General features: G+C 63.8%; 17 protein-coding genes. 10 read left to right on the plus strand and 7 right to left on the minus strand.

The window, feature by feature from the left end; translation table 11 throughout:
• Positions 1–90 precede the first annotated feature (90 nt).
• Together AC07SU_RS19365 and AC07SU_RS19370 are read right to left on the minus strand one after the other, a co-directional pair.
• Positions 91–756 (minus strand): response regulator, encoded by a 666-nt coding sequence (locus AC07SU_RS19365; protein WP_494997921.1) that lies wholly within the window; start codon positions 754–756, stop codon positions 91–93.
• Entirely contained in the window at positions 731–4,114 is a 3,384-nt protein-coding gene (locus AC07SU_RS19370) for an ATP-binding protein (protein ID WP_494997922.1), read from the minus strand. Before AC07SU_RS19370 ends, AC07SU_RS19365 begins: the two co-directional genes overlap by 26 nt.
• Positions 4,115–4,416: 302 nt before the next feature.
• Between AC07SU_RS19370 and urtA the strand changes: the two genes are divergently transcribed.
• From urtA to urtE, 5 genes are all read left to right on the plus strand, one after another.
• Complete coding sequence (urtA, locus tag AC07SU_RS19375; protein ID WP_494997923.1) at positions 4,417–5,625, plus strand: urea ABC transporter substrate-binding protein; 1,209 nt, start codon at positions 4,417–4,419, stop codon at positions 5,623–5,625.
• A 199-nt stretch (positions 5,626–5,824) separates the two neighbouring features.
• On the plus strand, positions 5,825–6,742 hold the full coding sequence (urtB, locus tag AC07SU_RS19380; protein WP_176996539.1) for an urea ABC transporter permease subunit UrtB: 918 nt from the start codon (positions 5,825–5,827) through the stop codon (positions 6,740–6,742).
• Between the two features lie 10 nt (positions 6,743–6,752).
• Positions 6,753–7,904, plus strand: coding sequence for an urea ABC transporter permease subunit UrtC (gene urtC, locus AC07SU_RS19385; protein WP_494997924.1), 1,152 nt, complete (start codon positions 6,753–6,755; stop codon positions 7,902–7,904).
• Positions 7,901–8,659: an urea ABC transporter ATP-binding protein UrtD gene (urtD, locus tag AC07SU_RS19390; protein WP_025855702.1), complete on the plus strand. Its 759-nt coding sequence runs from the start codon at positions 7,901–7,903 to the stop codon at positions 8,657–8,659. The genes urtC and urtD overlap by 4 nt, the downstream gene beginning before the upstream one ends.
• A gap of 10 nt (positions 8,660–8,669) precedes the next feature.
• Complete coding sequence (gene urtE, locus AC07SU_RS19395) at positions 8,670–9,359, plus strand: urea ABC transporter ATP-binding subunit UrtE (RefSeq protein WP_138815132.1); 690 nt, start codon at positions 8,670–8,672, stop codon at positions 9,357–9,359.
• A gap of 150 nt (positions 9,360–9,509) precedes the next feature.
• Here the strand turns inward: urtE and AC07SU_RS19400 are convergent, their stop codons facing one another.
• Entirely contained in the window at positions 9,510–9,866 is a 357-nt protein-coding gene (locus AC07SU_RS19400) for a DUF1937 family protein (protein ID WP_494997925.1), read from the minus strand.
• Between the two features lie 111 nt (positions 9,867–9,977).
• On the opposite strand from AC07SU_RS19400, the gene AC07SU_RS19405 reads away from it, so the two are divergent.
• A complete protein-coding gene (locus AC07SU_RS19405) occupies positions 9,978–10,757 on the plus strand; it encodes a DeoR/GlpR family DNA-binding transcription regulator (protein ID WP_176996535.1) in 780 nt (259 codons plus the stop codon).
• Between the two features lie 100 nt (positions 10,758–10,857).
• Here the strand turns inward: AC07SU_RS19405 and AC07SU_RS19410 are convergent, their stop codons facing one another.
• From AC07SU_RS19410 to AC07SU_RS19425, 4 genes are all read right to left on the minus strand, one after another.
• A complete protein-coding gene (locus tag AC07SU_RS19410; protein ID WP_176996534.1) occupies positions 10,858–12,333 on the minus strand; it encodes an amino acid permease in 1,476 nt (491 codons plus the stop codon).
• Positions 12,334–12,541: 208 nt separating this feature from the next.
• Positions 12,542–13,957, minus strand: coding sequence for an FGGY family carbohydrate kinase (locus AC07SU_RS19415; RefSeq protein ID WP_494997926.1), 1,416 nt, complete (start codon positions 13,955–13,957; stop codon positions 12,542–12,544).
• Positions 13,954–15,216, minus strand: a complete 1,263-nt coding sequence (locus AC07SU_RS19420) for an NAD(P)/FAD-dependent oxidoreductase (protein ID WP_494997927.1) — start codon at positions 15,214–15,216, stop codon at positions 13,954–13,956. Before AC07SU_RS19420 ends, AC07SU_RS19415 begins: the two co-directional genes overlap by 4 nt.
• A complete protein-coding gene (locus AC07SU_RS19425) occupies positions 15,206–16,612 on the minus strand; it encodes an NAD(P)/FAD-dependent oxidoreductase (RefSeq protein WP_494997928.1) in 1,407 nt (468 codons plus the stop codon). Before AC07SU_RS19425 ends, AC07SU_RS19420 begins: the two co-directional genes overlap by 11 nt.
• A gap of 493 nt (positions 16,613–17,105) precedes the next feature.
• Between AC07SU_RS19425 and AC07SU_RS19430 the strand changes: the two genes are divergently transcribed.
• The 4 genes from AC07SU_RS19430 to AC07SU_RS19445 all read left to right on the plus strand — a co-directional run bounded on the left by AC07SU_RS19430 (position 17,106) and on the right by AC07SU_RS19445 (position 21,152).
• Positions 17,106–18,008: an arginase family protein gene (locus AC07SU_RS19430; protein WP_176996530.1), complete on the plus strand. Its 903-nt coding sequence runs from the start codon at positions 17,106–17,108 to the stop codon at positions 18,006–18,008.
• Positions 18,009–18,053: 45 nt separating this feature from the next.
• Positions 18,054–18,866, plus strand: a complete 813-nt coding sequence (locus AC07SU_RS19435; protein WP_494997929.1) for an AraC family transcriptional regulator — start codon at positions 18,054–18,056, stop codon at positions 18,864–18,866.
• A gap of 91 nt (positions 18,867–18,957) precedes the next feature.
• Positions 18,958–20,136, plus strand: a complete 1,179-nt coding sequence (locus tag AC07SU_RS19440) for a cystathionine beta-lyase (RefSeq protein ID WP_494997930.1) — start codon at positions 18,958–18,960, stop codon at positions 20,134–20,136.
• Positions 20,133–21,152 (plus strand): amino acid ABC transporter substrate-binding protein, encoded by a 1,020-nt coding sequence (locus tag AC07SU_RS19445; RefSeq protein ID WP_494997931.1) that lies wholly within the window; start codon positions 20,133–20,135, stop codon positions 21,150–21,152. The genes AC07SU_RS19440 and AC07SU_RS19445 overlap by 4 nt, the downstream gene beginning before the upstream one ends.
• Positions 21,153–21,187 lie beyond the last annotated feature (35 nt).

Here is a 21,187-nt window from a genome sequence, read left to right on the forward strand (position 1 = left end):
CCCCCCCCCCCCCCCCCCCCCCCCCCCCCCCCCCCCCCCCCCCCCCCCCCCCCCCCCCCCCCCCCCCCCCCCCCCCGGCTCCTACAGGGGTCAGATCGCAGCCAACGCTACGGAGGTGGCAGCGGTGCGGGTCTCCACGCCGAGCTTCACATACACATGCTCCAGGTGCTTGTTTACTGTCCTCGGGCTCAACCCCAAAATGTCACCGATATCCCGATTGGTCTTGCCGCACGCCACCCAGCGCAGCACCTCCACCTCCCGTTCCGTCAACGCAAACCGCGCCGATAACAAGCGGTGCGCCGGCTCATCCTCCAGCGTCAGCACACTCGGCTGCTTGGCCTCCCGCGCCGACAGCAAAATGCGCGATGTGCGCAAATGCGCTGCCACCCGTGCCAGCACCTCGTCGGTCTGGATCGGCTTGGTCACGTAGTCGCTGCCACCCACTTCAAACCCCTGCACCACATGCTTGCTGTCAGTCAGCCCGGTCATGAACACCACCGGGATATCCGCGCTGGCCGGTTGGGCCTTGAGCCGGCGACAGGTCTCGAAACCGTCCAGGCCCGGCATCATCGCGTCGAGCAGGATCAGGTCCGGGCGGCGGCGCTGTACGCGGTTCAATGCGCTGAGGCCATCGAGGGCCACCAGCACCATGTAGCCGGCGTCGTCGAGGGCATCGGACAACATCGCCAGGTTGTCCGGCGTGTCATCGACGATCAGCACCACGCCAGGTTCAGTGCTGCGGGTGAGTGCATTCATCTACGGCCTCCTTGAGGGTTCGGTTGAGTTCATCCAGGCGAAAGCCCTTGAGCAAACCGCGCACTTTGCTGATGAAAGGCGCGGCGTCGGGAGTTTGTACAAGGATCGTGTCGAGTCGTTCGTGCAGGCCGCGCACATAGCCGATGGCGCTAAGTTCGGCGAGGGCAGCCAGGTCTTCGGGGCTGGGCAGCACGCTGGGTGGCGCAGGCGGCACGCGGCTTTGGGTGCGCCGCAGCCACTCCAGGCCCAGGTGTGTTTGCAGGCGCCCGAGCAGTTCCGGCGTGCGCACCGGCTTGGCCAGGTAGTCGTTGCAGGCAGCCGCGATACTGCGTTCGCGGTCGTCGGTAAAGGCATTGGCCGAGATCACGATGATCGGTGCGGTCGACAGCGCGTTGCGCCGGATCAGGCGGCTGGTCTCATAGCCGTCCAGCGTCGGCATCGACAGGTCCATCAGGATCAGGTCAGGGGCCAGCAGCGCCACCTGGCGGATCGCGTCCTGGCCGTTGCTGGCCTGGATCACTTCAAACCCCAGGGGCGTGAGCATGCCGCTGAGTACCTTGCGATGGTCCACGTGGTCATCCACCACCAGAATGCGCCGGCGTGAACCGAGATAGCCGATGATGTCGTGCTCCACATGCACCACCGCTTGCGGCGCACGTACCTGGGACAGGAACAGCCGCACCTGGAAGCACGTGCCCTTGTCCAGTTCGCTGGTGACGCGTAACTCGCCGCCCATCAACGCGGTGAGCATGCGCGTGATGGTCAGCCCCAGGCCCACGCCCTTGTCCTGGCGCATCAGGTCGCCGCGCTCGAACGGCTGGAAAATCCGCTCCAGCTGCCCCGGGTCAATGCCGATGCCGGTGTCGATGATTTCAAAATTGGCCGTCTCGCGCCTGTAGCTCACCCGCAGGCACACCTCGCCGCTGTCGGTGAAGTTCACCGCATTGCCCAGCAGGTTGATCAGGATCTGCCGCACGCGCTTCTCATCGCCGCGGACCACCGCCGGGATATTGCCCGCGCAGTCCAGGCGAAAGCGCAGGCCCTTGTCCTGGGCCTGGGGCGTGAACATCTGTTCCAGGTCGTGAAGCAGTTCCGGGAAGGGAATTTCGGTGAGTTCCAGGCGCAACTTGCCCGCCTCGATCTTGGCCACATCCAGCAGCCCGTCGATCAGCGACACCAGGTGCGAGCCGCTGCGCAGGATGGTCGCCAGGGCGTCCTGATGCTGCTCGGGCATGGCGCTGTCGCGCTGCAGGATCTGGGTGAAACCGAGGATGCTGTTCAGCGGTGTGCGCAGCTCGTGGGACAGCCCGGTGACGTAGCGGCTCTTGGCGGCATTCGCTGCTTCCGAGGCTTCCTTGGCCTGTTGCAGGGCCTGGTCGGTGAGGCTGTGGGCGTCGATTTCCTGCATCAACAGCAGGGTCTGGCGGTCGGATTCCTGCTGGGCCACGCCACGGCTTTCACGGGTGAGTACCACCCACCAGGCGAGCACAGCGGCCAACACCGACAGGGTCAGGAAGGCTTTGAAGAACGCCTGGTACAAGGTTTCCGAATGAGGCAGCCCCTGGGCAGCCTGCACGTAGATCAACGCCAGGGCGCCAGCGAGCATCAACACCAGCGCCAGCAGCAACCCCAGGTAATGCGCCAGGCGCGTGTGCAGGCGCGGCATCATCGTATTCGGCAGCAGCCAGCGCAACACGCCTTCGAACTGGGTGACCAGGCGCGCGTGGGGTTTGCAGCGGTCGCCACAACGCGCATCCAGCGAGCAGCACAACGAGCAGATTGGCGTGCTGTAGGCCGGGCAGAACGCCATGTCGGCGGTTTCGAACGGGTTGCTGCACAGCCCGCACACCGCGTGGGTGGCCGGCGCCACCGGGTGAATCAACTGCACATCGCTGGTGCGGGCGATGTAGTACTTGCCCCCGGTCAGCCAGGCCAACAACGGCGCCATCACCAGCGCTGTGCCCAGCGCGACAAAGGGGGGCGCAGCCTGGGCCAGGGCACCGAACAGGCCGAAGTGGGCGAGGATCGACAGCAACGACGCGATCAGCATCGAACCGACCCCCACCGGGTTGATGTCGTAGAGGTGCGCGCGTTTGAACTCGATGTGCTTGGGCGACAGGCCCAACGGCTTGTTGATCACCAAGTCCGCCACCAGCGTGCCGATCCAGGCTATCGCCACATTGGCGTAGAGCCCCAGCACCTGGTCGATCACATCGAACACGCCCAGCTCCATCAGCATCAGCGCGATGGCCACGTTGAACACCAGCCACACCACGCGGCCGGGGTGGCTGTGGGTGACGCGGGCGAAGAAGTTCGACCAGGCCAGGGAGCCGGCGTAGGCGTTGGTCAGGTTGATCTTCATCTGCGAAATGAACACGAACAGCACCATGGCGCCGAGGGCCCATTCCGGCGAGCTGAACACATAGCGGAAGGCGACCAGGTACATCTGGGTCGGCTCGGCGGCGCGCTCCATGGGGATTTCGTGTTGCAGGGCGAGAAACGCCAGGAACGCCCCGGCAAACATCTTCAACGCGCCGGGGATGATCCAGCCGGGGCCGGCGCAGAGCAGGGCGGCCCACCAGCGCTTGCGGTTGGCGGCGGTTTTTTCCGGCAGGAAGCGCAGGTAATCCACCTGTTCGCCGATCTGCGTCACCAGGGACAACGCCACGGTGCACGCGGCGCAGAAAGCCAGCAGGTTGAACCCGCCCCCTTCGCCGCTGCGCCCCACAAAGCTGGTCCAGTCGCTGAAGGCGTCGGGGTTTTTCCACGCCACAAAGCCGTAGGGCAGTACCAGCAACAGTAGCCAGATCGGCTGCGTCCACAGTTGCAGGCGGCTGATCAGGGTCACGCCGTAGGCCACCAAGGGGATCACCAGCAATGAACAGATCACATAGGCAATCGCCAGCGGGATGTGGAAATACAGCTCCAGGGCCAGGGCCATGATCGCCGCTTCGAGGGCGAAGAACAGGAAGGTGAAGCTGGCGTAGATCAGCGAGGTGATGGTGGAGCCGATGTAGCCGAAACCGGCGCCACGGGTGAGCAGGTCCATGTCCACGCCATAGCGCGCGGCGTAATAACTGATGGGCAGGCCGGTGAGGAAAATCACCAGGCTGATCGCCAGGATCGCCCAGAAGGTGTTGGTGAACCCATAACTCAAGGCCAAGACGCCGCCGATGGCCTCCAGCGCCAGGAACGACACCGCGCCCAAGGCGGTGTTGGCGATGCGCAGCTCCGACCATTTGCGAAAGGACTTGGGGGTGTAGCGCAGGGCGTAGTCTTCCATGGTCTCGTCGGCGACCCAGGTGTTGTAGTCGCGGCGGATCTTGACGATGCGCTGGGTGCCGGGAGGGGGATGCACGGTGGGGGGACTCCGCAAAGAAGGCTAAATCGGATGAGCAAGTTCCATGCCCCGATTCAAAATGTGGGAGCTGGCTTGCCTGCGATAGCGGTGGATCAGGCACTGGAGAGGTCGGCTGACACACCGCTATCGCAGGCAAGCCAGCTCCCACAGGGTTTTGGGGCGGTGGGCGGGCGCGATCCTGCGCGAAAATGGTGCGCAGCGGCATACGTCAAATGACGTACCCGCTTACGTCAGGCTGCGTATACCCGCGCTGGCCCCCTGCCGCCATGCTGGACCCCTCATTGCAGAGGAGTCGCCCCATGGCACGAAGATTGATCCGCTCCACACCGCTGTTGGCCTTGTCATTACTGGCGGCCGCTCTGTTCAGCCAGGGCGTGCTGGCCGATAACGAAGGCTTGGCCGTGACCCCCACCGAAGTCACCGTCGGCCAGTTGCACTCGGCCACCGGCACCATGGCCATCTCCGAGACCGGCTCGATCCAGGCCGAGCGCCTGGCCATCGAGCAGATCAACGCGTCGGGCGGTATTCTCGGTCGGCAGATCAAGGTGATCCAGGAAGACGGCGCATCCGACTGGCCGACCTTCGCCGAGAAAGCCAAGAAGCTGCTGGTCAACGATAAGGTCGCCGCCGTGTTCGGCTGCTGGACCTCGGCGTCGCGCAAGGCGGTGCTGCCGATCTTCGAAAAAGAAAACGGTTTGCTCTACTACCCGACCTTCTACGAAGGCCTGGAGCAGTCGAAAAACGTGATCTACACCGGGCAGGAAGCCACCCAGCAGATCCTCGCCAGCCTCGACTGGATCGCCAAGACCAAAGGCGCCAAGACCTTCTACCTGGTGGGCTCGGACTACATCTGGCCGCGCACCTCGATGAAGATCGCACGCAAGCACATTGAAAACGTGCTGCACGGCACCGTGGTCGGCGAAGATTACTACCCGCTGGGCAACACCCAGTTCGGCTCGCTGATCAACAAGGTCAAGCTGAAGAAGCCGGATGTGGTGTTCGCTGCGGTGGTGGGCGGCTCCAACGTGGCCTTCTACAAACAGCTCAACGCGGCCGGCGTGAACGCGTCCAAGCAGACCTTGCTGACGCTGTCGGTCACCGAAGACGAACTGCTCGGCATCGGCGGTGAAAACATGGCCGGTTTCTATGCCTCGATGAAGTACTTCCAGAGCCTGGACAACCCGAACAACAAAGCCTTCGTCGAAGCCTTCAAGGCCAAGTACGGCAAGGACGCGGTGATCGGCGACGTGACCCAGGCCGCCTACCTCGGCCCCTGGTTGTGGAAAGCCGCGGTGGAGAAGGCCGGCAGTTTCGACGTGGATAAAGTCGTCGCCGCGTCCCCGGGCATCGAACTGAAAACGGCGCCGGAAGGCTACGTGAAGATCCACGAGAACCATCACCTGTGGAGCAAATCGCGCATCGGTGAAGTGCAGCCCAACGGCCAGTTCAAGGTGATCTACGAGTCGGATCTGATCGAGCCGAACCCGTTCCCGAAAGGCTACCAATAACCCTGCGGAACACACCGATCCACCTGTGGGAACGGGCTTTGTGTGGGAGCTGGCTTGCCTGCGATTGCATCACCTCTGTATCACCTAGAGACCGAGGTGCCTGCATCGCAGCGGTGCGGCGATCCGACAAGCCAGCTCCCACATAAAGCAACAGCAGACCGCATTTCAATTATCACCTGGTTCTCAGGAGACCATCATCATGGAATGGCTATCGGAATTTGGAGCCATCGCGGCAATGCAGGGGTTCAACGGCTTGTCCGTGTTCTGCGTGCTGTTGCTGATGGCATTGGGGCTGGCGATCATCTTTGGTCAGATGGGCGTGATCAACATGGCCCACGGCGAGTTCCTGACCATTGGCGCCTACACCACCTACGTGTGTTCCAGCCTGACTGCGCACTTTGCGCCGAGCTTCCAACCCTATTACTTCTTCTTTGCCATCGCCCTGTCATTCCTCGTCGCCGGCGCCATCGGCTGGCTGGTGGAGTGGGCGATGATCAGCCGTTTGTACAAGCGCCCGCTGGACACCTTGCTGGCCACCTGGGGCCTGTCCCTGGTGATGCAGCAAACCTTCCGCTCGGTGTTCGGCGCCCGTGAAGTCAGCGCCGAACCGCCGGCCTGGCTAATGGGCTCGGTAAACTTCACCGACGCCATCGAGATCCCGCGCAACGGCCTGTTCATGATGGGCCTGACCCTGCTGCTGACCGGTGCGATCTTCATCATGCTCTACCGCTCGCGCTGGGGCTTGCAGGTGCGCGCCACGGTGCAGAACCGCCTGATGAGCCGGGCGGTGGGCATCAATACGCGCAAGGTCGACCGCATGACCTTCGCCCTCGGCTGTGGTGTGGCCGGGGTGGCGGGTGCGGCGTTCACCACCATTGGCTCCACCGGGCCCACGGCGGGGTCGCAGTACATCGTCGACACCTTCCTGGTGGTGGTGTTTGGCGGTGCGCAGAGCCTGTTCGGCACCATCGCCTCGGCGTTCGTGATTGCCCAGACCCAATCGCTGTCGGAGTTTTTCCTCAGTGGCTCGATGGCCAAGGTACTGACCTTGTCCTCGGTGATCCTGATCCTGATGCTGCGCCCGCAAGGGTTGTTCTCCATCAAAGTGCGCAAGTAGAGGCGAGCAGATGAAGGCTTTAGACAAGCTGCTGGGCGGCCAGCAAAACCTGATCGGCATCGTGCTGCTGGCGCTGTTGATCCTGGTGGTATTCCCCCTGACCCTGGACGCGTTCCGCCTGAACATGGTCGGCAAGTACCTGACCTACGCGTTCGTCGCGGTGGGCCTGGTGCTGTGCTGGGGCTATGGCGGCATTCTCAGCCTGGGGCAGGGCGTGTTCTTCGGCGTTGGCGGCTATTGCATGGCGATGTTCCTCAAGCTGGAGGCATCGGACCCGGAGAGCACCAAAATCCAATCCACCCCTGGCATCCCGGACTTCATGGACTGGAACCAGATCACCGAACTGCCGCTGTTGTGGCAGCCGTTCCACAGTTTCAGCTTTACCCTGGTGGCGGTGATCGCCGTGCCGGTCTTGCTGGCGTTCGTGATCGGCCTGGCGCTGTTCAAACGGCGGGTGGGGGATGTGTATTTCTCCATCGTCACCCAGGCGATTGCACTGATCCTCACCGTGCTGATCGTCGGCCAGCAAGGCCTGACCGGTGGCGTCAACGGCATCACCGACCTCAAGACCCTGCTCGGCTGGGACCTGCGCACCGACAGCGCCAAGCTGATCCTGTATTTCATCAATGCGGGCTTGCTGTTTGGCTGCATATTCATTGGCCGCTTCATCCTCGCGTCCAAGCTCGGTCGGTTGCTGATGGCGATGCGCGACAAGGAAGAGCGCGTGCGTTTTTCCGGCTATGACGTGGCCAGCTTCAAGATCTTCGTGTTTTGCGTGGCTGCTGCGTTCTCGGCGATGGGCGGGGCGATGTTTGCCTTGCAGGTGGGCTTTATGTCGCCGTCGTTCGTGGGCATCGTGCCGTCGATCGAGATGGTGATCTTTGCCGCCGTGGGCGGGCGCATGTCGCTGCTGGGCGCGGTGTATGGCGCGTTGCTGGTGAACTACGGCAAGACCTACTTTTCCGAGTCGTTTCCCGAACTGTGGCTGTACCTGATGGGCGGGTTGTTCATTGCCGTGGTGATGTACTTCCCCAACGGCCTGGCCGGGTTGTGGGAGAGCCATGGCCGCCAGGCATTGGCCAAACTGCTGCGGCGCACACCGGTGGTGAAAGCCCCGGTTAAAGCCAAGGCCAAAACCAAAATCCTGGAGACCCAGCCATGACCGCCGTCGGCTTTGAGATGAAAAAACCGGTGCTGGCCATCGAAGGCCTCACCGTGTCGTTCGACGGCTTCAAGGCGGTCGACAACCTCAACCTGTATATCGACCGCAATGAAGTGCGCGTGGTGATCGGCCCCAACGGCGCCGGCAAGACCACCGTGCTCGACCTGATCTGCGGCAAGACCCGCGCCACCAGCGGCAGCATCCAGTTCGATGGGCAGGAACTGACCAAAATGCGCGAGTACAACATCGTGCGCGCAGGCGTTGGGCGCAAGTTCCAGAACCCGTCGATCTACGAGAACCTCACGGTGTTCGAAAACCTGGAGATGTCCTACCCGGCCGGGCGCAAGGTGTGGGGCGCGCTGTTCTTCAAGCGCAACGCCCAAGTGATTGCACGAGTGGAGGAGGTGGCGCGGGAGATCTTCCTCGGCGACTTGCTGCAACAGCAGGCTGACCTGTTGTCCCACGGGCAGAAGCAGTGGCTGGAGATCGGCATGCTGCTGATGCAAGACCCCGAGCTGCTGATGCTCGACGAGCCCGTGGCGGGCATGAGCGTCAACGAACGTGCGCAGACCGCCGAGCTGCTCAACCGCATCAGCCAGGGCCGTTCGGTGCTGGTGATCGAGCACGACATGGAGTTCGTCAAAAGCATCGCCCACAAGGTCACTGTGCTGCACCAGGGCAAGGTGCTCGCCGAGGGCAGCATGGAGTCGGTGCAAAGCAACCCTAAAGTCATCGAAGTGTATTTGGGCCACTGAGGAAGCAGGCATGTTCAAGATCGACCAATTGTCCTGCGGCTACGGGCAGAGCCAGATCCTCCACGATCTGGACCTGAACGTGGCCAAGCGCGAGATTGTCGCGGTGATGGGCCGCAACGGCATGGGCAAGACCACCTTGTTCAAGAGCCTGATGGGCATCCTGCCGCAATGGAAAGGCCAGGTGAGTGTGGACGGGCACGATGTGTCGGCGCTGGAAACCCACGAGCGGGTAGAGCGGGGCATCGCCTATGTGCCCCAGGGCCGCATGATTTTCCCGAGCATGACCGTGCTGGAAAACATCCAGACCGGCTTGCCGGCCTCGGCGCGGGGCAAGGTGCCGGAGGACTTGTATGCGTTGTTTCCGGTGCTGCACGACATGCAGTCGCGCAAGGGCGGCAACCTGTCGGGTGGGCAGCAACAGCAGCTGGCAATTGCTCGCGCGCTGGCGACCAACCCCAAGGTGTTATTGCTCGATGAACCGACGGAGGGCATCCAGCCGTCGATCATCAAGGACATCGCCCGCACCTTGAAGGAGATCCGCAACCTGCGGGACCTGACCATCGTCGTGTCCGAGCAGGTGCTGTCCTTCACCCTGGAAATCGCCGACCGCTTCCTCGTCATCGAGAAGGGCCGCTTCGTGATCGAAGAGACCCGTGACCGCGTGGACGAGGCCACGATCAGCCGCTACCTGTCTGTCTGACCCACCACCCACCTTTATTGCCGGTGTGTTGGACCTGTAGGAGCCGGCTTGCCGGCGATGGCGATCTGTCAGTGGACGCGAAGTTGCCTGACCTGCCGCCATCGCTGGCAAGCCAGCTCCTACAGGGGGGATAGGAATTAGCCGTCAGGGTCAGGTGAATTGTGCTGCAACGTTCGACCACAGGCTTACCCGGCGTCCCCTCGCTTCAAAAAACGCGATCTCGCGCTTGATCCCCCCACTCAATTCCCACCCCGGCAGGTCCAGCACGATCAGCTCGTCGAGCAACGCCATGAACACCGCATCCACTGGCGCCCATAACTTGCCGATGGCTGCGTTGTCCTTGCCCACGAACGCCTGGTTGATCGGGTGAGACATCGACACCTGGCTGAACACGGCATGACCCGCCTCGATAATCCCGGCAGCAACCTTGTTGCAAGCGATAAACCGTTCCTCGACCACGGCTGCGTCGGCGTGGCTGTAAGGGCAGGCGAGAAAAATCTTGCGCATAAATACCTCTGTTTTTTTGATGAATGAATAAAATTCTGTGGCTTATCTGTTGAATTGGTGACCGAATCCACTTAGTTTTGCCGTCACCTCAGCACCGACACGGAGACCGCCATGCGTCCCAACGAGCGCCGCCAACACATCCTCGAACTGCTTCGCCAGCGCGAGCGCATCTCCGTCGACGAACTGGCCCGTACCCTCAGCGCCTCCCAGGAAACCATTCGCCGCGACCTCGCGGACCTCGCCGATAGCGGCCAGGTCACCAAGTTTCATGGCGGGGCCTCGCTGCCGCCCCGTGGTGAACACGAGAACGCGTTCCAGACCCGCATGAACGAGTTCTCCCAGGAAAAACGCGCAGTGGCGCGCTATGCCGCCGGCTTGTATTCGCCGGGCGACAGCCTGCTGATCGATACCGGCACCACCACCTTGTTTTTCGCCCGCGAACTGGCGCGGCTCAACCGCATCACGGTGATCACCAACTCCTTGCAGATCGCCGACAGCATCGGCGCCAGTGGCAACCGGGTGTTCATGATCGGTGGCGAGTACCGCCCCGAATCCAACCAGAACAGCGGGCCGCTGGCGCTGGAGCAGATCGCCCGTTTCAACGCCGAGCACGCCGTGGTCACCATCGGCGCGCTGAGCGTGGACGGTGCGTTCGACTTCTCCATCGAAGAGGCCGAGATCGCCCGTGCAATGATTGCCCGGGCGCGCTACCTCACGGTGATCGCCGACTCGTCCAAGCTCGGCCGCAGTGCGTTGTTCCAGGTGTTTCCCCTGGAACGCATCGACCGCTTGATCATCGATCGCAAGCCGGTGGGCGAGCTGGGCAGTGCGTTGGCGCGGGCCAATGTGGACGTGCATGAGGCGCAGGTCACTCCGAAAACCGATTGGTAAACCCCGGCTGCCCAGGGGCAGCCGAGGAATCGCGCGCAGCCGAATGCCGCAAGGCTGGGTGGCAGCCTCTGCCGTATCAGGTGGGCGAAGGGGGTGTGGCTTACAGGTAATGCTGGATCGGCGGCATCTGTTCCAGTTGCTTGCGACGGGTGACCCACACGCAGGCAAACACCACGGCGCCGACCGCGATCAGGCCCAGCACGTACATCTGTGCCACGCGAAAGTCCGCCGGGATCATGAACACGCACAGCTCCACGAACAGCCACAGGCACGCGCCAGCCACCACCGGCCACTCCCATTTGCCCAGGGTAAAGTCGTCGGCGTGGTGCAGCTGTTTGTGGCGGGTGCCGATGTACAGCAGCACGGTGGCGCTGTAGAGCAGGGCCGGCAGCAGGGTGGCCGCACCGAGGATTTGCGTGAGGGCGTCGGGGTCGCTGTAGAAGCTCAGCACGATGATCATCGGGATCAGCGCTGCCAGGATCGTCGCCCACAGCGGGCCGCCGGTGGGGCGTGGCACGTAGCTCAAGGCTTCGGCGAACGGCAGGCGTCCGTCGCGGGCCATGGCGTGCACCAGGCGGCTGTTGCTGGTCATGATCACCAGGCCACAGGCAAAGATCGCCACGCACACCACCAACAGGATGAGCTTGCTCAGGGTTTCGCCCAGGGTGATGCGGATCACGTCGGCCACCGGTGCCGAACTCTTGCTCAACTCAGCCACCTGATCGCCCAGGCCCATGCCGATCACCATCAGGAACAACGTGCCCATCACGCCACTGGCCAGCACCGCGTGGACCATCGCCCGAGGTACCACCTGCTTGGGGTTGAGGGTCTCTTCGGCCAGGTTGGCCGCCGCTTCCCAACCCACCAGGGTGAAGGCGCCGAGCAGGCCCGAGAGCATGAACGGGCCGAGCCAGCCGTAGTAGTGCTCGGTGGGGGCAATGCCGGTGGACAGCAGGTTGGACGCCTGGCCCTTGCCGAAGAAGGTCACGGCGATGCCGATGCCGACGATCAGGCCGATCATCGCGATCACTTCCGCCCCCACGGCCATGTTGTTGATCTTGGTCAGGATCGGCGTCGACCAGATGATCAGCAGCATCTGGATAAACAGCACCACCACAGTGGTGATGGCGCCCGCCGCCGGTGAGTACTCAAGCCCGAGCAAGGGGAACAGTGCCACCTGGGCCAGCCCGTAATCCACCGCCAGCAGCACCACCGCGATGAACGCGAAACTCATCCAGCCAAACCACCAGCCCAACACCGGGTTGACCAGGCGACTGGCCCACTGGTAGCTGAAACCGGACAGCGGGATCTTGCTCGCCAGCAGCCCGAACACCAGTGCCACCAGCAGCGTGCCGAGGGTTGCGATGGGCCAGGTCCACATGCCGATGGGGCCGCTGGAGACCAGCACCGAACCGTAGGTGGAAAACAGCCCGGTGGTGATCGAGATAAACGAAAACGCCACGGCAAAGGATTCGAACTTGCCCAGAGAGCGTTCGAACTGTTCCTTGTAGCCGGTGCCGCTGTCGGCACCTTTATCGGGTAAAACGGTTTGCGGACTCGAAAGAGTGTCAGACATGGGGATGTCTCCTTCAAAAAATGCACAGGACAAGGCTCGGCGCACGGGTTGACAGGGCAACCTGCGACGCCCGGGGCCCGACGGGGTGACGCACTTCATATGCCAGCGTGTTTTTTGTTGTGGTTTTGCCTTTTTCGGCGTTGTGAGCCGGTCAATTCCCTGGCGGTGAAGCGGGTGGCAACTGCCTGTTGTCACCGGTTGCCTGTGGCTAGCGCCAGGTGCGACAGCGGCTGACCGCGTCGCTGAAGGTGTCCCTCCACGCGCGGGCGGTGGCCGCGCTGACCCTGGGGTGGAACTCGGTGCAGGTGTTGCGCGGTGCCACCAGGGTTTTGCCCAGTCCACGGGCGGCCAGTGCTGCACAACCAAAGGCGGTAAGTTCGTCGAAACGCTGGGTCACGATGCACCGTTGCAAGGCGTCGGCGAGGAACTGCGCGAAATAGGGGCTGCGCGCCAGGCCGCCGTCGATGGACAGGCGGTCGGTGACGCTGAGGAACTGGTCCATGGCGCTGATCACCTCGACACTGCGCAGGGCCACGCCTTCCAGCACGGCCTGGCACATGTCCTGACGCGTGGTGCCGCCGTGCATGCCCACCCACAAGGCGGCCGCGCTGCGATCCCAGTGTGGGCAGGCCAGGCCCGACAATGCCGGCACGAACGCCAGCTGGCGGGCAATCGCCGGGGGCTGGTCGAAGCCGGCCAGTTCGGAAAAATCACTGAACAAGCCCAACCGGCCAGCCCATTCCACGGCGGCGCTGGCGTCGTACACACCGCCGTCCATGGCGTACACCGGCTTGCCGTCGATCTGCCAGGCGATGGTGGCGAGCAGGCCTTTGTCCGGGGCGCGGATGATCTCGTCGCCGGTCAGGGTCAGGGCAAACGCGCCGGTGCCAAAGGTGATCTTGGCATCGCCGGCCTTGCGGCAGCCGTGGCCATACAACGAGGCTTGCTGGTCGACCACGGCGGCGGTGACCGGCGTGGCGCCGATCTCACCGAAATGGCCGACGGTGTCGAGAATCGGTGGCAGGGTCTCGATGGGTACCCCGAACAGTTCACAGAGTTCGGCGTCCCATTGCCCGGTGGCCAAGTTCATCAGCGAGGTGCGCGATGCGGTGGTGACATCGGTGGCGAACACCCCGGTAAGGCGGTCGAGAAACCACGCGTCACTGGTGCCCAGGCGCAGGCGCCCGGCCTTGAGCGCCTGCTGGGCGGCGGGCAGGTGGTTGATGATCCAGCTCAGCTTGCTTGCGGAAAAGTACGGGTCCAGGGGCAGCCCGGCACGGGCCAGGGTCAGGCCTTCGCCACCTTCGGCGCGCAGCCGTTCGATGGCCAGGCCGGTGCGGTTGTCTTGCCAGACGATCACCGGCGACAGCGGCTTGCCGGTGATCGCGTCCCATGCCAGGCAGCTTTCGCCCTGGTTGGCCAGGCCGATGGCATCCACGCGCCCGGTGGACTCCAGGCAGCGTTGCAGGTTGGCCAGCAGCTCCAGCGGGTCATGCTCGACCCAGCCCGGCTGCGGGTGGTGTTGCTGGTGGCGCAAGGCGAGCTGGATATCGGCCGAGCCGTCATCGCTGACCACCAGCACGCGGGTGCTGGTAGTGCCTTGGTCCAGGGCGGCAATTCTCATGGCGTCTCTCCTTTGTTCGGCGCGGGGTGTTCATGGCCGACAAAGTCGACATCCAGTTGCGTGATACGGGCGTTGAGTTTGAGTGCGGCAATGGGGATCAAAATGCGTCGCTCCGGCAGGCAGGCCAGGGCCTTGCTCCAGATCGGCACGCCGTCGGCATACACCGTCAATTTGCCTTCGCAGGCTGTGCTGACGCGCAATTGCAGGTGCTCAAGGCCGGCCACGCCGGTTGGGGCAAAACGTTGCGGCACGCAGAGCTTCAACGGCGGGCGGCAGCGGATGGCCAGGGTGCGCTGGGCCGCGGGGATTTCACCGCGCAAGTCCTTGGCCAGCAGGTGTGCCACGCGGGCCCCTTCGCGCCACGACCAGCCGGCGGTTTCCACCGGGCGCAGCAGGTTGCCGGCGGCGAAGTAGGCCGGGTCGGAGCAGCGGCCGTACTGGTCGATCACCGGGCCACGGCTGCCCGGGTCCAGCAGCAGGTGGCTCTGGCGCACCAGGCTGGCTTCCGGCAGGAACTGCCCGGTGAGCAGTACGCCATCGCAGTCCAGGCGCTGCACCTGCCCGTTGGCCAGGCGCACGCTGGCGGCCTCCACGCGACCGGTGCCGTGGATCTCCAATAGCTGCGCGCCGTAATGCACCGGTACGCCGCACAGCCATGGGAACAGCGATAACGGCCAACGCGCGGTGGCACGGAAGTTCGACTCGATCATCGCCACCGGCTTGATCCCGGCACGGCGGCAACTGAACACCGAGGACAAACTCACCAGTTCGCTGCCGATAATCAGCGGCCGTTCGAACGGCTTGAGGTGTTGCAGGTACAGGTAGGCTTGCAGGGCGCCGGTGTTGATCACCCCCAGGGGCCGGTCACCGCCGATCAGGCGCGCCGAGCGTGGGTTCTCGCGCACGCCGGTGGCCAGCAGCACACGCTTGGCTTGCAGGGTGACGGCGCCGGCATCGCTCACCAGCTGCAGGCAACCGCCATGGCCCAGTTGGGTCACGGTGTGGCCCAGGCGCAGTTGCACACCGGCGGCCAAGGCTTCGGCGACGTTGCGGCGCGCATAGTCGGGCCCGGTATACAGGCGGCCGTATTCGCGAAAGCCGAACGGCGGGTGGCCGCAATGGCGCGGCACGCCACCGGCCACGCTGTCGCGTTCGATCACCACCACGTTGTCCACGCCCTGGCGGCGCAGCTCAACGGCGGCCGACAACCCGGCCGGGCCGCTGCCGATGATTGCCACGTCCACGTACTCAGTCTTCATGGGCGGCTCCCGTGGCCAGTGGCAATGCGAGGTGCCCGGCGCTCAGTTCGGCCACGCGGGCGCCGCAGTAAAAACCCTGGCAGCGGCCCATGCACACACGGGTGCGACGCTTGAGGCCACCGAGGTCGCCGGGGGGCAGGGGGCTGGCAAAGGTGGCCTGGATTTCCCGCGAGGTAACCCACTCGCAGTGGCAGACGATTTCGCCAAAGCCCGGCTGTTGATAGTCCCGTGGCAAGTGCTCGGCGAGGTTGGGCAAGTGCGGCCAGCTCAGGTGTGTGACGGGCGCGTGCTGGACGCGCTGCCTGTACAGCTCGAACACATGCCGGGCAATGCCCAGCGCGGCTGTCAGCCCGGTGGAGCGGATACCACCGACGGTGATCCAGTGCTGCCCGGTCACTTCGTGGATGCGGTATTCCTTCTTCTCGCTGGCGGGGCGCAGGGCGGCGTAGGTGGCGGTGACGGGCATGCCCTCCAGCGCCGGAATGCGGGCCACGGCGGCGTCGATCAATTGGTTGAGGATGGCGGGGGTCAGGCCGGCGTGAACGCGGTCGTCCTGTTCTTCGGCGGTGGGCCCCACCAGCAAGTTGCCAAAGACGGTGCGGGTGATGACGATGCCTTTGGTGCGCTCATTGGGCACCGGCAGGATGATGTTGCCGAGCAGGGCGGACGCGGCCTTGTCGAACACCACGAACTGGCCTTTGCGCGGGTGGATGCTAAAGGTGCTGTCGCCCAGCAGGCGGTGTTCCAGGTGGTCGCCGAACAGCCCGGCGCAGTTGATCACGGTGTTGGCGATATAACTGCCGCGCGAGGTACGTAGCTGCCACGCCTGGCCGTCAAAATGCCCGGCTTCGACTTCGGTACCGGTGTGCACGCGGGCGCCGTGGGCCATGGCGTGCTGCAGGTAACCCAGGGGCGCCGACCACGGGTCGATCAGGTATTCTCCGGGCACCGCCACGGCCCCCAGGGCGCCGTGGGCCAGGTGGGGTTCGGCGTGCTGGAGCTGCTGCGGGCCGATCAGGTGCGCATCGGTCACGCCGTTGGCATGGGCCTGTTGCAGGATGCCGTCGAGCTTGGCCAGGTCGTCGTCACTCCAGGCCACCACCAAGGCGCCGGCCTTGAGCAGCGGCAGGTTCATGTGCCCGTGGATCTCCAGGTATTCCTGGTAACCCGCTCTCATGCACGCCAGCTCAAGGCTACCCGGTGGCGCATCGAAACCGGTGTGCAAGATGGCACTGTTGCCCTTGCTCGCACCCGAGAGGATGTCGGTGCCTTTTTCCAGCAACAGCACCCGTGCCCCTTCAAGGGTGAAGCGCCGCGCCATGGCGCAACCCACGACGCCGGCGCCGATGATCGCGACATCATACGTGTCGGTGGGGGGGGCAAATGATGGGCTCATTGTGCGGCGTAGTCCTTGTGTCGATAACGTGACTTGAATGCCGGTAACGGAGCAGTGACTGTGCCAGTCGAGGTATTGACTGTGGGGTTGTTGTTTTTAAGGCGTTCAATTCGGTCATAAAAGGATAAAGCGCGCCTTAAACCTATAGGGCATTGGTTTTATTGGTTTTCTATGTGGGTTGTTGAAGGTTTTAACATTGCTACTTTGCGACACAGTGGGGCGAAGTAACGTTACAAGTGCACTCAAGTGAGGCGTTCGCTTAGTTGTGCACCCACTATGACTAAGTTGCGGCGTCACTAACGCCCGTAACGGTGTTTTAGAGCAAAAGTGATTCGGTCATATAACCGTTGATAAATGACCGAAAGGGCGGTTTAAAAAATCAATATCCACGTTTAAAACCAACACTGGCGCACTCCCTGCGAAGGTCCCGGTGTAGCGGCACATCGATAAAAACCAGCCGCCATGCCGTTGAACACACCAGAGAGGATGTTCCATGCGTAACTTCGCAATCATTGAAGCCCCGTCCGTGCTCGGGCATATCCCCACTCACTTGGGCGTGGCCCGCATGCCGGATGTGCTGCTCAAGGCCGGCCTGGCCGAGCGGCTGGGGGCGCGCCACGCCGGCCGCGTGGAGTCGCCGCCGTGGCGCGAGGAGCGCGATCCGGAAACCCAGATCATGAACCCCCACGCCATCAACGAATACTCCATCACCCTGGCGAATAAAGTAGGGGAGGTGCTGGACAAGGGCGAGTTCCCGGTGGTGATCGGCGGCGATTGCTCGATCCTGCTGGGCACCTTGTTGTCGCTGCGCCGCCGTGGGCGCTTCGGGCTGTTTTACCTGGACGGCCATGCAGACTTCTATGAGGCCGAAAAGAACCCGATCTCCGGCGCCGCGTCGGCCAGCGACCTGGGCTATGCCACCGGCCGTGGCCCGGCGGTGGTGGCCGACATCGAAGGCCGCCGTCCACTGTTGCGTGACGACGATGTGGTGCTGTTCGGCTACCGCGACGGTGCGATCCAGGCGCGCAACCGTTGCCAGCCGATCCCCGAAGACCTGCTGGCGTTCAACCGCAACGAAGTGCGCATACTCGGCACGCAAACTGCTGCTGAAGAAGCGGTGGCCCACCTGACCCGTGTCGACGGCCCGGAAGGTTTCTGGATTCACGTGGACGTCGACGTGCTGGACCAGGGCATCATGTGGGCCTGTGACCACCCGCAGCCGGACGGTTTCTCCTGGGACGACCTGGCCACGACGCTGCGCACGGCCATGCAGTCGCCACAGGCCATTGGCATTCAATTCACCATCTACAACCCCGACATGGACCCGGGCCACCTCAGTGGTCGCGGCCTGGCCGGCACCATCGCCAGGGCGCTCGCACCGTTCGGCAAAGCCTGATCGGTGGCGGCGGTGCTCGGTATTCGCTCAGAGGAGGGCTGCCCGATGACCACCGCCGATTCCGTGAGGTACTGGCGTTCGCCGATCCTGCCGGACGCCGACCTGCTGAGTGCCACCTACCATCGACAGCGTTTCGCGGCGCACTGGCACGACACCTACACCGTGTCGGTGATCGAAGCCGGTGCCCAGCGTTACGACTACCGTGGCAGCCGTCACGTGGCCGATGCGGGCTGCGTGCCGGTGCTCAATCCGGGTGAGGTGCACACCGGTTCGCCGGCCATGGACGGTGGCTGGCAATACCGGGTGTTCTACCTGCCGATCAACTTCGTGCAACAGGTGATGAATGACCTGTGCGACCGCCCGTGCGACCTGCCGTGGTTTCGTGACGACATCCTGCGCGACCCCGACCTGACCCGCAAAATGCTGCGGGCCCACCACGCCCTGCAGCAGCCGGACGACGCCCTTGGTGCCGAGCACGCGTTGCTCGATGCGGTGTCCACCCTGTTGATCCGCCATGCCGGGCAGCGCCCGCCGGTGGCGCATTTGCTGCGCGATGCGGCGCGTGTCGAGACCCTCAAGGCGCGCTTGATGAGCGACCTGGCCGAGCCCCTGACCTTGAGCGAACTGGCCGGGGAGGTGGGCTTATCGACGTTTCACGCGGCGCGCCTGTTCAGCCGCGAAACCGGTCTGGCACCCCATGCCTGGCGCAATCAATATCGCCTGAACCTGGCCCTGCACCTATTGCGCGACGGCGTGCCCGCCACCGATGTAGCCAGTGCCAGCGGCTTTGCCGACCTCAGCCATTTCACCCGGCATTTCAAGAAAAGCTTTGGCGTGACGCCGGGTCGCTGGCGCTGAGTTTATTTTCGTAAAGCGCAAGAACGTTCAATCGCCGCAGTGGTGCCACTCCCTATGATTTTTTCCATCATCTGGAAGTGGAACCCCTGTAATGCCTCGCCATATCCAAACCACCTTGCTCGACCCCACGCCCCGCGCACCCGGCGGTTTTCGCTCGTTGGCCACGGCCACCCATCGCGGCTCCACCACCCTGTTTGCCAGTGCCCGCGAAGTGCGCGACGACTGGTGCCCCGAGCGCGTGCCCTATGCCTACGGCCTACACGGTACGCCCACCAGCCTGGAGCTGGCCGCGCGCGTTGCCCAACTGGAGGGCGCCGAGCATTGCTTCATCACTCCGGGCGGCCAGGCAGCGATTGCCCTGGTGTACTTCGCTTTCTGCGGTGCGGGTGACCATGTGCTGGTGCCGCAGAGCGCCTACGGCCCCAACAACGACCTGGCCCGTGACCTGCTGGCCAGGCTGGGCATCGCGGTGCAGACCTACGACCCGATGATCGGCGCCGAGATCGCTACGTTGATCCGCCCCAACACCACCCTGATCTGGTGTGAGAGCCCGGGCTCGGCCACCATGGAAATCCAGGACGTGCCCGCTATTGCTGAAGTGGCGCGGGCGGCGGGCGTGGTGCTGGCGCTGGACAACACCTACGCCAGCGGGGTGTATTTCGACGCCTATGCCCACGGTGTGGACGTGTCGATCCAAGCCCTCACCAAGTACATCGGCGGCCACAGCGACCTGCTGTTGGGCTCGGTGTCGACCCGCAGCGAAGTGTATTACCAGGCCCTTGGCCAGGCGCGTTCGCTGCTGGGCATGGCGGTCTCGCCCGACGATTGCAGCCTGGCCTTGCGCGGCCTGCAGACCCTTTGGGTGCGCTTGGCTCATTTGCAGACCAGCACCTTGCAAGTGGCGCAATGGCTCAAGACCCGCCCCGAAGTGGAAAGGGTATTGCACCCGGCATTTCCCGATTGCCCGGGTCACGCGTTGTGGCTGCGCGACTTCACCGGTTCCACCAGCGTGTTTTCGGTGGTGTTCCGCCCGACGCTGTCGGGCGAGGCGCTGCTGGACTTCATCGACCGCCTCAACCTGTTTCACCTCGGCTACAGCTGGGGCGGCGTGACCAGCCTGGTGGCGCCGCATTTCAACCTTAACCGCGATGTGCGCCAGTACGGCGATCGGCTGGTGCGTTTCAACATCGGCCTGGAGCACGTCGACGACCTGATCGCCGACCTTGAACACGCGTTTTCCCAAGCAGATAACCACGGAGATGGGCAATGAAAACCTTCACGCGTTTGATGATTGCGGGCGCCGTCCTGGGTGCCAGTGGCCTGGTACAGGCCGGCGCCACCCTGGATGCGATTCACAAGAAAGGCTTTATCCAATGCGGGGTGTCCGACGGCATCCCGGGGTTCTCAGTGCCCGACAAGAATGGAAAGCAACAGGGCATCGACGTGGACGTCTGCCACGCGGTGGCCGCTGCGGTGTTCGGCGATGCGGGCAAGGTGCGGTTCACCCCCACCAATGGCAAGGAGCGCCTGGCCGCGTTGCAGTCTGGCGAGATCGATATCCTGTCGCGCAGCACCACCTGGACCAGCTCCCGTGACGCCGGTATGGGCCTGGTCTTCACCGGCGTCACCTACTACGACGGTGCCGGTTTCATGGTCAACAAGAAGCTGGGGGTGAGCAGTGCCACTGAACTGGATGGCGCGTCGATCTGCATTCAGGCCGGCACCACCACCGAACTGAACACCTCGGACTTCTTCCGCAGCCACGGGCTCAAGTACACGCCGATCACCTTCGACACCTCCGAAGAAACCGCCAAGGCCTTGCAGGCCGGGCGTTGTGACGTGATCACTGCGGACAAGTCGCAACTCAATGCCCAGCGCAGCCAGATGACCACGCCGTCCGACTTTGTGATCCTGCCGGAGACGATTTCCAAGGAACCCATGGGGCCGTCGGTGCGTCGCGGTGATGATGAGTGGTTCAGTATTGTGCGCTGGACGCTGTTTGCGATGCTCAACGCGGAAGAGGCCGGGGTGACATCGGCCAATGTCGAGGCCCAAGCCAAGACCACCCGGAACCCGGACGTGGCGCGCTTGCTCGGCGCCGATGGCGAGTACGGCAAGGACCTGAAACTGCCCCGGGACTGGGTGGTGCAGGTGGTCAAGCAGGTGGGCAACTATGGCGAGGTGTTCAACCGTGCGTTTGGGCCAGGGACGCCGCTGGCCATCGACCGGGGCTTGAACAACCTGTGGAACAACGGCGGTATCCAGTACGCGCCACCGGTGCGGTGAGGGGCCGGCGAACGCTTTCCTGAACGGGCAGGCGC

Source organism: Pseudomonas sp. GW821-FHT05H12, from assembly GCF_059419385.1.

Bases quoted from the DNA above. Each gene is read 5' to 3' on its own strand.
- AC07SU_RS19365 (WP_494997921.1), bottom strand. From the start codon at position 756: ATGAATGCACTCACCCGCAGCACTGAACCTGGCGTGGTGCTGATCGTC.
- urtA (WP_494997923.1), top strand. From the start codon at position 4,417: ATGGCACGAAGATTGATCCGCTCCACACCGCTGTTGGCCTTGTCATTA.
- urtB (WP_176996539.1), top strand. From the start codon at position 5,825: ATGGAATGGCTATCGGAATTTGGAGCCATCGCGGCAATGCAGGGGTTC.
- urtC (WP_494997924.1), top strand. From the start codon at position 6,753: ATGAAGGCTTTAGACAAGCTGCTGGGCGGCCAGCAAAACCTGATCGGC.
- urtD (WP_025855702.1), top strand. From the start codon at position 7,901: ATGACCGCCGTCGGCTTTGAGATGAAAAAACCGGTGCTGGCCATCGAA.
- urtE (WP_138815132.1), top strand. From the start codon at position 8,670: ATGTTCAAGATCGACCAATTGTCCTGCGGCTACGGGCAGAGCCAGATC.
- AC07SU_RS19400 (WP_494997925.1), bottom strand. From the start codon at position 9,866: ATGCGCAAGATTTTTCTCGCCTGCCCTTACAGCCACGCCGACGCAGCC.
- AC07SU_RS19405 (WP_176996535.1), top strand. From the start codon at position 9,978: ATGCGTCCCAACGAGCGCCGCCAACACATCCTCGAACTGCTTCGCCAG.
- AC07SU_RS19410 (WP_176996534.1), bottom strand. From the start codon at position 12,333: ATGTCTGACACTCTTTCGAGTCCGCAAACCGTTTTACCCGATAAAGGT.
- AC07SU_RS19415 (WP_494997926.1), bottom strand. From the start codon at position 13,957: ATGAGAATTGCCGCCCTGGACCAAGGCACTACCAGCACCCGCGTGCTG.
- AC07SU_RS19420 (WP_494997927.1), bottom strand. From the start codon at position 15,216: ATGAAGACTGAGTACGTGGACGTGGCAATCATCGGCAGCGGCCCGGCC.
- AC07SU_RS19425 (WP_494997928.1), bottom strand. From the start codon at position 16,612: ATGAGCCCATCATTTGCCCCCCCCACCGACACGTATGATGTCGCGATC.
- AC07SU_RS19430 (WP_176996530.1), top strand. From the start codon at position 17,106: ATGCGTAACTTCGCAATCATTGAAGCCCCGTCCGTGCTCGGGCATATC.
- AC07SU_RS19435 (WP_494997929.1), top strand. From the start codon at position 18,054: ATGACCACCGCCGATTCCGTGAGGTACTGGCGTTCGCCGATCCTGCCG.
- AC07SU_RS19440 (WP_494997930.1), top strand. From the start codon at position 18,958: ATGCCTCGCCATATCCAAACCACCTTGCTCGACCCCACGCCCCGCGCA.
- AC07SU_RS19445 (WP_494997931.1), top strand. From the start codon at position 20,133: ATGAAAACCTTCACGCGTTTGATGATTGCGGGCGCCGTCCTGGGTGCC.